This window comes from Desulforhopalus singaporensis, assembly GCF_900104445.1.
GTDB classification, from domain to species: domain Bacteria; phylum Desulfobacterota; class Desulfobulbia; order Desulfobulbales; family Desulfocapsaceae; genus Desulforhopalus_A; species Desulforhopalus_A singaporensis.
The window spans coordinates 1-10,209 of the sequence record NZ_FNJI01000062.1 but is presented as its reverse complement, the minus strand read 5'-3'; the positions used below and the strand labels follow the sequence as shown (position 1 = coordinate 10,209).

General features: G+C 46.3%; 5 protein-coding genes and 1 pseudogene. 5 read left to right on the top strand and 1 reads right to left on the bottom strand.

Annotation, left to right across the window (positions count from 1 at the left end):
* The coding region (locus tag BLQ17_RS20845) for a helix-turn-helix domain-containing protein (RefSeq protein ID WP_176761370.1) at positions 1-300 on the bottom strand (300 nt) is incomplete at its 3' end.
* 1,076 nt (positions 301-1,376) lie between these two features.
* Between BLQ17_RS20845 and BLQ17_RS20840 the strand changes: the two genes are divergently transcribed.
* The 5 genes and pseudogenes from BLQ17_RS20840 to BLQ17_RS20820 form a co-directional block, all read left to right on the top strand.
* Positions 1,377-1,883, top strand: coding sequence for a hypothetical protein (locus BLQ17_RS20840; protein ID WP_092226072.1), 507 nt, complete (start codon positions 1,377-1,379; stop codon positions 1,881-1,883).
* An 89-nt stretch (positions 1,884-1,972) separates the two neighbouring features.
* The gene (locus tag BLQ17_RS20835) at positions 1,973-2,878 is read left to right on the top strand and encodes an IS630 family transposase (protein WP_092226070.1); all 906 of its coding nucleotides are present in this window, start codon (positions 1,973-1,975) and stop codon (positions 2,876-2,878) included.
* A gap of 1,267 nt (positions 2,879-4,145) precedes the next feature.
* Positions 4,146-9,257, top strand: a complete 5,112-nt coding sequence (locus tag BLQ17_RS20830) for a transporter substrate-binding domain-containing protein (RefSeq protein ID WP_176761369.1) — start codon at positions 4,146-4,148, stop codon at positions 9,255-9,257.
* Between the two features lie 128 nt (positions 9,258-9,385).
* Positions 9,386-9,811, top strand: coding sequence for a response regulator (locus BLQ17_RS20825; protein ID WP_218121874.1), 426 nt, complete (start codon positions 9,386-9,388; stop codon positions 9,809-9,811).
* 133 nt (positions 9,812-9,944) lie between these two features.
* Positions 9,945-10,209 (top strand): annotated as a pseudogene (locus tag BLQ17_RS20820) (hypothetical protein); the annotation flags it as partial.

Genomic DNA, 10,209 nt, shown 5'->3' with positions numbered 1-10,209 from the left:
TGTCCAAAGGGCAAACTCGAATTTGAGTTGGCGGGGGTCTACTCCAACAATGATTCGATAGAGTTTCTGAAGTTGCTTGCCGTTAAGTTTGGGTTGCTTGCCAGGTGCTTTACGGCTGCGAAGAGCATCAATGCCGCCTTCTCGGTATTTCGCAATCCATTGATAGATAACGGTTCTCGTAAATCCAAGGGCCTTTATGACAGTTTCGGGGCTCTCTCCAGCTTCCACACGCTGTACAGCCCGTATGCGGATGGCTTCAAGGCCTTTGCGGTCAATTTTTCTTCCATCATCAGTTTCCATGCCCGGAGTATAACACATGTCTACTAATCAATGAATTGATTGATAGTGTGTGTCGCGTGTTTTTAAAAAGTCAGAAATAATTCACCAGCGGTGCAAGGTCAGCGGAAGGCCTGTTCCCCGGTCCTGTAGCAAGACCGGGGAACAGGTGGGGGGAAATGTGCCTTCGATTTGCGGCACATTGGAGAGAAACTGCTCAATGTCTGGTGTAAAACTTTGAGCAGTTTGGTAACAAGCGGAGAGAGAGGGCTCCCCTTGTTACCGGGCTGTGTCAATCATTTTGGTAAAGATTAAGGGGGTTGACACAGAATATATTGCAAACCTGTATGGACAGGCTGTCGTCCAGGTTTGCCACGCAACGGCTTATTGAATTTATTAAGACCACTTCTATATAGTTTTTTGATAACCCTCCATTTGCAGGATCCGGTAACAGAATAGAAGACTCGAAACATTCCAAGCAAAGAATATACCAAATTAACGAAAAATTGAAGTGCCCCTGTTCCCACCTGGAACAGTTGTCTAGCGCGTGCAAAATAACGTCAAAATAGTTGGAATGTGTGTTATCCGGTTCTTGTCTGTTAGTTTTTAGACGTAACGGTTGCAAGAGATTGAGCAGGAAAATGAGCTGAGGCGCGAATATTTTTGTTGGAAATCTTCACAATGAGAATGATGGTTGGTTGTTGTTTTCAGTTTGAGAATGAAGGTGTCAAGGGTTTTTCCCCTGTAGATGGGGGATGATCTCGAACTTTCAACCTGTTAAAAATGAGGAGATTTTTTAAGCCGGAAAAAATTTCTGCCCTGTAACTCCGTGCTCGTTGTGAGAATCTGTTTTCGATCTGCCCAGTAAAGCCGGATTTTTATTGGCTCAACATGATTGAGCTTACGGCTGCACCGTCTAAATTTTCACGTGATTATGAACAGGTGTGATTTATTGAAAGCATTGATGGTGTTTGGGTTTGTGGAATAATTCTTGCATGATTACGGGTAGGGTTGGACTTAAGTGATAATCAGGAAGCCTTTGCAGAAACAGTTCAACTTCACATGTTATGGCTCGAAAAACAAGTTACTGAATAAATTACATGATTAAAGAACTGACTGGTCCAACTTTGCTTCTGCTTGATAACGAGCAGAATCTGTTCGCTTGTTCTACGATTTTGCCGGAGCTGCGCAGTAGGCTTCGATTTGATTCCTTGAACACTTTTGCGGTAAGTGATTTTCGCACTGGTGTCGAATTGCTTAGAGCTCTTGATATCGACATTGTTTTGGTGGCAGAGCGAGATGCGTGCGATCTGCGTCGTGTCGTAGTCACTATCGCAGCGATCAGGCCTGGTACCAGTATTATTGTTGTCAGCAGAGAAGATGATATGGGTGTAATTTCCTCCAATCAAATGGTCAGCATCATGGATGAGACCAACTGTCAAAGGATTTTGATCGGTAAAGGAAAAAAGACGAGTCTGACGAGTCTGTGCGAGGCAAGTGTAACAGGGGGGCCGGCGTTCGCCCAATTTTTACCGATGTCTGCCCGTGTTCTCTCAGCAGGCGACAATTGGGCTGACACCAGGAAAAAGAGAGGTTGGATGCCGTGATCTCAATTCAGTACTGCTGCTCGGCAGGCTTTTTCGATGTTTAATATTAAGCAGTACGTTAACCAGTAGACACTGTTTGTACTCTGTCCATGAATGATTCAGACGGAAGAAAAATTGATCGTAAAGCGCTTGAGGTTATCCGCATACGGGCTGTACAGCGTGTGGAGGCCGGAGAAAGCCCGGAAACGGTAATCAAGGCTCTGGGATTTTCCCGGACACTCATTTACGAGTGGCTTGCAAAGTACAGAGAAGGCGGGCTTGATGCTCTTCGGAGTCGAAAGGCACCTGGTAAAATGCCCAAACTTAACGCGCAACAAATCAACAGGGTATATCGCCTCGTTGTTGGGACTGACCCGAGAGAGCTAAAATTTGAATTCGCCCTCTGGACACGGTCCATGGTTAGAGACCTTATTGAGCGAGAATTTAACGTGACAATGAGCGACGTATCGGTAGGTCGTCTCCTTAAAAAATTTGGCTTGCGCCCTCAACGCTTCAAGCATAGAACCATACAGCGTGATGAGCTTTCAGTGTCCAGGTGGATGGCGGAGGATTACCGGAAGATTCGCAAACTTGCCAGCGAAAATAATGCTGAAATCTACTTCAGTGATAAGTTGTCGGCAAGCTCTGACTGTTATTCCGGAGCAACTTGGGCGCTAAAAGGAAAAACTCCGGCGGTCAAAACAACTGAGACACCGCTTGGAGTCAATCTTATTTCTGCCTTCAGGGGCCGTGGGGCTCTTCGGTTCATGGTAACGGAAGAACTGGTAACGGCAAGTGTTTTTATCGAGTTTTTGCAGAGGTTGATTCATAACAGCTCACGGCTGATATTCCTGATTGTCGACAATGATGCGGTAAATTGTTCACGAGAGGTAAGTGAATTTGTGAGGGATAGTGATGTTCGGCTCAAACTTTTCTTTCTGCCACCTTACTCTGCTGAATTCAATCCTGATGAACATATTCGGAACTCTTTGAGAAATCATAAGATTGGCCGATAAAGTATGCAAAAGGGTTATGAACTGTTCTAGGGCCAATAGGGTCTGAGCACACTTTAAAATCTTTCTGGGTAAGTAACTTATGTTTCTGGCGCTCGTGAACCAAGTATACCTTATGATTGGTAATCAGCGTACGGCTTAATATGCAGTTTGTTTTAGCGTTGGTACTGGATATATGCAGGGTATTTTACAGTTTCATAATGTTCTCCAGACTATTATTGGTTTAATAATATTGACTAATTATTGTTGTCAGGTTACAGGGAAATTATAACGGCAATGTCGGTCATTAAGGCAATCACTACATAGTGGTAATAGAAAATATCAACTTTTGAATAATTCCCTGTTTACTTAATATTTTCTGTCTTATTGTGTGAGTAAAAGCAATAAATTAAATGGTTGTGTTTAAAGAAAATATGTTCAATCTACTGGCTCCAGAATAATGAAAATTTCATCGCTCATCGATGGGATAATAAAGAAAATGAGCCGGATGAAAAAATCCGAAACAGTATCTTGTTATTTTTAACAAGATACTGTTTCGGGGAGTTGACGCCGTTGCATCAATGTCGGCCAATAGACAGGAGATCTGAGTTAACACATTGAAAAAGAAAAAGATCGTCGATCAATTAATTGAACGTACAATAATCGAGGACGATCTTTTGCAATATAATGATTGTTGCCTGCTGATTTGCACGCTAATATTTGCACATTTACATTTTTTGGTAGTGTTGCAGGTCATGGAAAACTGGCCACGGCAGACTCGATAAATAGCGACACTAATGCAGCCCGTTAAATATAAGGCTAACTAATAATAAAAATATCGGCTAAAAAACCTTCAGGTACAAGGCGATAATGATATCGACAGTCGCTATCCCTGAAGAGCTGACGGGAGTCAGCAAAGAATAACCGTCATATCTGCATTTCGGGCATCGCAAAAACGTGGGCCCATCGACAGTTGAAGAGTTTTTTCTGAAACTTTTCTTCTGTCGCGCATATCTGGTGAAAATAGCCCAACTGTGCCCTGTTTGTAATTGTACCCAACTTTTGGGCCATGGCCCCCCTTTATATAAAGAAACAAATAGAATACCATGACGGGGTAGGGGGGCGTCATGATAGTGCTATTTCTTTAGAGCTCATTGCTGCTGAGTTTTATGGGTAATCAGGATAGTTAATGAAAGCATTGTCAGTCATTTATAAGAAGTGTCATAAAACAGTCTGGAGTCTGCTTGCGGTCCTATTTTTTCTCGGTTTTCTTGGGGGGAATCACAATTTTATGTCGCAGATTCCGGATAGTTACGCGACAACCAGCGAAGCGTGGCTGAGTGACGTCAAAAGCACCGTAGAGTTCTCGCAGAAAGAGCACCAATGGATCGAGGAACATCCAGTTCTCCGCATTGGGATTGATCCCGGTTTTGCACCGTTTGAATTTGTTGATGAAAAAGGAGAGTACCAGGGGATTTCTGCTGATTTCATGTCGCTTATAAGCGGTGTTCTCGGAATAAAGTTTGAGGTCGCCCAGGATCTTACGTGGCAAGAGACCGTCGAAAAGGCGCAAAAGCATGAGATCGATATATTGCCCTGTGTCGGAATAACAGAGGAAAGAAGGCAATATTTCACCTATTCTACCCCCTATCTTTTCTTTCCCCGGGTGGTGTTTTACAGGAAGGGTGGGGTCAGACCCTCGTCTATGGCAGACTTGGACGATAAGCTCATTGGGGTACAGACGAACAGTTCCCATCATGGGTGGCTGGATGAGCACACCGGCCTCCAGCCAATTCTGTATTCAACAGTGAGGGAAGCGGTTCTTGCCCTGTCAGCGGGTGACGTAGAGTTGTTTGTCGGCAACCTGGAAGCAACATCTTATTTGCTTGAAAAACTAGAAATCGACAACGTAAAGGTTGCTTTTCAGATTCCGGCCGTCGATCAGGAACTGGCAATGGCGGTTCGCAACGACTGGCCAGAAATGGTTTCGATACTCGATAAAGTTCTGGCTGTTGTTCCCCGGGAAAAGATTTTTGATATCCATCGTAAATGGACAAACTTTCGTCACAAGAATAAAAAACAGGGTGGAGACGACCTGCTGCAGCTCTCCGATGAGGAGAAGAAGTGGCTTTCTGAACACCGCAAAATTACCGTTCGCATTCTGTCTTCCCTGCCGCCGATGGATTTTACGACTTCGGCAGGAGTGCCTGCGGGTATCGGTGTCGATTACCTGAAAATAATCGAAGACAAACTAGGTCTTGAAGTAGAGATCAAATCGGGGCAATATATCGACAACCTCCAGGCTGTGCAGGAAAAAAAGGCTGACGCCTTGATGGACGCAACTCCCGATCCGAACCTGGAAAAATATCTCTTGTTTACCGAGCCTTATTTGTCCATAGGCCATGTCATCATCGCAAGAAAAGAAGGTTCAATTTATTCCCAGGAGCAGGATCTGCACGGAAAAACCCTTGCCCTGGAGTCCGGATTTGCAAAAGTCGAACATTTCCGTCAATATCACCCGGAAATCAATATTGCGGAATATCCAGATACCCAGTCGTGCCTCAGGGCCGTCTCCTTTGGCGATGCTGATGCTTATGCGGGTAATCGAGCTGTAGCAAGTTATATCGTCTTGCAGCAGATGTTCTCCAACCTGAAAGTCCAGGGGAGCTTGCAGGATGTTGGCACAGTATTATCCATCGGGGTGCGTAACGATTGGCCGGAGCTCGCCTCTATCCTTAACAAGGCTTTTGATTCCCTGGATATTGCCGAAAAGCATAGTGTCCTCGGTCGCTGGGTGGGGCTGAACGGCACCAATAATGCTGAAACTGTCAAATTAACGCCGCAGGAAAAGCAATTTATTGCCGAGCATGGTCCGTTGTTTTTCAGCGAGATTTCCCGCTCTCCTCTTTTTATCATTAATGATCAGCAAAAATATGACGGTATTTTCGCCGACTACATGGGGCTCATATCCGAGAGAAGCGGTCTGAAGTTCAAGCTTTTTCCCAGCAGGATCTGGCCTGAGGTGTTGGAAAAATATAACAAAGGAGAGATAAGTGTTGTACCTGGTCTTGGTAAAAAATGTCCAGTAAAACGGGAGACACTCTACTCCGAACCTCTTGTTACTTTCCCGCTTGTCATAGTCACCCTGGACAGTCATCATTCCATTGCCGGGACTGAGGAACTCAATGGACGCAAAGTCTGCGTTGTTCAGCAGAGTACAAGTAATAATTTTCTCAGGGAGAGCTACCCTGAGATCCAGGTGAGAGAAGCGGACAGTATAGAACAAGCTCTTATCATGGTGGCCAATTCCGAAGTTGACGCATTTGTCGGCCATCTCGCGGTTACTGTCGATATGATCCAGAGGCTTGGCTTTAAGAATCTCAAGATAGCCGGCCAAACCGAATTTATTTTTGACCACCGCTTCGGTGTTGATCCGCAATATCCTGAAGTAGTTTCCATAATCGATAAAACTCTTGCCTCGATTTCGCCGGAAGAACATAGCGCCATTCTCCACAAATGGCTCAAGGTAACTTATGACAAGGGAGTCGATTACTCCTTGATCTTGAAGGTAGCTTTGGGGACCGTCACTATTATCGCAATTGTTCTCTTCTGGAACCGGCGGATGGCTCGGGAAATAGCGGAACGAAAAAATGCTCAAGCGCTTCTGGCTGAAAAAGAAAATCGAATTCGTGCCATGAGCCAGGCGGTTCCAGATGCGTTGATCATGATCGATTCCAAGGGCGAAATAAAATACATGAACCATGCTGCGGAAAAGTTTTTTGGTGGAACTAAGGCCGACTTCATCGACAAGCATCTGCATACGCTATGCGTCCCGGCGGAGGAAAGGGAGCGGGCAGCTCGGGGGCTTGCACATTTTGCAAAGACCGGTCACGGACCAGCCATCGGAAAAATTCAGGAACTTACATGTCTGGCTCCAGACGGATCGAAATTCCCGGTGGAAGTCGGGATATCCTCTTTCCAGGTAAGGGGGGAGTGGTATGCAGTCGGCGTGATACGCAATATAGCTGTACGCAAAGAGACTGAGAGTAAACTGAGGAAACTCTCGAAAGCCGTGAACCAGAGCCCATCGTCTGTTGCGATCACAGATCTTGACGGATTTATTGAGTATGTCAATCCGGCCTTCACCAAGATCACGGGGTACACATCTGCGGAAGCTGTCGGTCAGCAGCTCGAGGATTTCAAGTTCGGTAAACACTCGCAAGTTTTTTACAACCGATTGAGGGAGACGGTTACAACCGGAGGAATCTGGGAAGGGGAGCTGGTCAATAAGAGAAAAAACGGTGAACTGTACTGGCAAGATACCACTATATCGCCAATTTATGACGAATCAGGCCGGATTACGCGTTACCTTGAAACCAAACAGGATGTAACTGACCGAAAAAATGCGCAGCAGGACCTGCTTAAAGCGAAAAAAAGTGCGGAACAAGCAACCATGGCAAAAAGCGATTTTCTTGCGAAGATGAGCCACGAGATCCGCACCCCGATGAATGCCATCATCGGGATGTCGTATCTGGTGTTGCAGACCGGGTTGAACTCCACCCAGCGCAATTACATCGAAAAGGTTCATCGTTCATCCGAGCTGTTGCTCGGGATAATTGATGACATTCTCGACTTTTCCAAGATCGAGGCTGGCAGACTCGATCTTGAAAAGATAGATTTTCACCTGAGCGATGTCCTGAACAATATGGCGAATCTCGTTGGGTTGAAGGCTGAGGAAAAAGGCCTTGCGCTGACAGTCAACCTGGCACCAGACATACCTGATAATTTTGTCGGTGACCCTCTGCGCCTGGGCCAAATCCTCATTAATCTTGCAGACAACGCGGTGAAGTTCACCGAAAAAGGTGAGATAACTGTATCTGTGGCGATTTTATCGCAAAATGAATCTGAAGCAGAACTCTACTTCTCGGTTAATGACAACGGGATAGGGTTGACAAGGGCGCAACAGGAGAAGCTCTTTCAATCGTTTTCCCAGGCGGACGCATCAACAACTCGAACATATGGCGGGACAGGTCTGGGGCTTGCGATTTGTCATAACCTCATTCACCTTATGGGAGGCAATATCTGGGTAGAGAGTGAAAAGGATGCCGGCAGCTCCTTTCAGTTCACCTTGATATTGCAAAAAAGCCAGAGGGGTCATTCGGATCAATACGCAGCCAGCGCGAAAATCGGTTTTTTCAGAGTGCTGGTTGTGGCGGAAGATTCGGCTTTGTGGGAAAATCTCAGTTTACTGCTTACCGGTTTTGGTCTCCGTGTCGAGCAGGCGAAATCTGAAAACGAGGGCCTTTTACGACTCCAGGAAGGGGATAGTAGCGGTGATCCATACATGCTGGTGTTAATGGATTGGGATATGTCGGGAACAACCGGTTTTGAGAGCGTAAAGACCATGCAAAACAGTCCGGGCTTCACCGGATATCCCAAGGTGATCGCAATGACCCCATGTGACGGCAAAAACGGTGCGCGCGGTGCAAAAGGAGTTAATATTTCCTCATTTCTTGCAAAGCCGATCACAAGCCCTGTCTTGTACGATGCGATCATGGATGCAATGGGATTGTGTAGCGTCGCAAAAAACGAACCGGTCCAAAGCGTCCAGAGGTCATATGACGAAGATGTTGCGTGTCTCAGGGAAAGTAAATTATTGCTTGTGGAAGACAACGAAATCAACTTGGAACTCGCCTGTGATTTGCTCAGTAGTATCGGCATTGATGTAGAAGTAGCACGAAATGGTGTGGAAGCACTGGAAAAGCTTTCTGGCACCACATTCGATGGGGTTCTGATGGATTGCCGGATGCCGGTGATGGACGGTTATGAGGCGAGTCGCAGAATCCGCGTGCAGGAACGATTCAAGGATCTGCCCATTCTCGCCATGACTGCCAATACCATGAATGGCGACCGGGAGAAGGTGTTGGAAGCCGGAATGAACGACCACATAGGTAAGCCGATCGATATGAAAAATCTTGTTCACACTCTGGCAAAATGGGTTGCGCCCTCGACCGGAAGCGTTCAGGGTTGTGATGATGTCCATAATACCGGTATACTATTTCCCATAGTGGAAGGGATTGATACCGAGGACGGGCTGGCAAGAACAAGGGACAACAGGAAACTTTACCTGAAACTGCTCAAAATGTTTGCGGAAACGCAGCAGGACTTTATGGTTGAGTTTCAGGGCGCAACCGCTGCTTCCGACTGGCAGCATGCCGAGATGATTGCACACCGGCTCAAAGGCGTTGCCGGCAATATAGGCGCTGGCCGCTTGTTTTGCTGTTGTGCTGTTCTTGAGGAGCAGGCAGGGGAGAAGAAGGTCCGGCATGAAGATGTCAAAGCTGCCGGAGAGGCGTTAAGGATCGTTTTGCAATCTATTGCTGCTCTTACTGCTGAAGAATAAACGCAGTCTGGGTTTTTTATCCGCCGGATCAGCAAACGGCCATTGGTAGCGTTTTGTCGCCAGATATTTTTGACTAACCAGAAGCAGTAAAACAAGGAACATATAACATGTCTCAAAAGAGGATTCTTGTGGTTGACGATGCCCCCATCAATCTTGAGCTGCTGGTGGGGTTGTTGGAAGAAAAGTATGAAGTGGCGGCGGCATCAACTGGTGATGCCGCATTACAAATAGCCCAGTCGACCAATCCTCCCGATCTTATTTTGCTGGACATTGTCATGCCCGGAAAAGATGGTAGAGAAGTGTGCAGAATGCTCAAGGCAGATATTGCGACCGCCCATATCCCCATTGTGTTTTTCAGCGGTAAAGCAAGCGATGAGGAGTGTGACCATTGCATGGAACTGGGCGGGATCGCATATTTAAAAAAACCGGTGGATGCGGTTAGCCTGTTCTCTATTTGTGAAATAATATTGCCGAATAAGGTGGATGGGGTGGAGCAGAATATTCCTGTATCTTCATGTAAAACAAAAAATAGCGAGAACCTGTCAGTCGATTAACGCTGGGTAGCTATCTATCCATACGACAAGTTTTTTCGCCCTGTTCTTTACCAAACATCGCTCCCCTCTGTGTCAATATGGGTGAAACACCTACCCCTTGCAAAATTAGTGTAGGGCGGTTAGGAGTTTTCACATGCAGCTGAAAGTAAAATCCATCAACACCAAACAGCAACCAGGACCATTGAACGACTCAACACCACAAAGACCCGATCCGGAAGTACCGGAAAAGAAACCACGGCGGAGATTTACGGCCAAATACAAGCTCCGGATTCTCTCTGAAATTGACGCCGCTACTGATCCCGGCGATATCGGTGCCATCCTGCGCCGGGAGGGCCTGTATTACTCCAACATCACTACTTGGAGGCGCCAGCAGCGTGAAGGCGCTCTTCAAGGCCTTT

What these genes read in the sequence shown, in the direction of transcription:
- BLQ17_RS20840 (WP_092226072.1), top strand. Translation starts at nt 1,377, where the DNA reads ATGATTAAAGAACTGACTGGTCCAACTTTGCTTCTGCTTGATAACGAG.
- BLQ17_RS20835 (WP_092226070.1), top strand. Translation starts at nt 1,973, where the DNA reads ATGAATGATTCAGACGGAAGAAAAATTGATCGTAAAGCGCTTGAGGTT.
- BLQ17_RS20830 (WP_176761369.1), top strand. Translation starts at nt 4,146, where the DNA reads ATGTCGCAGATTCCGGATAGTTACGCGACAACCAGCGAAGCGTGGCTG.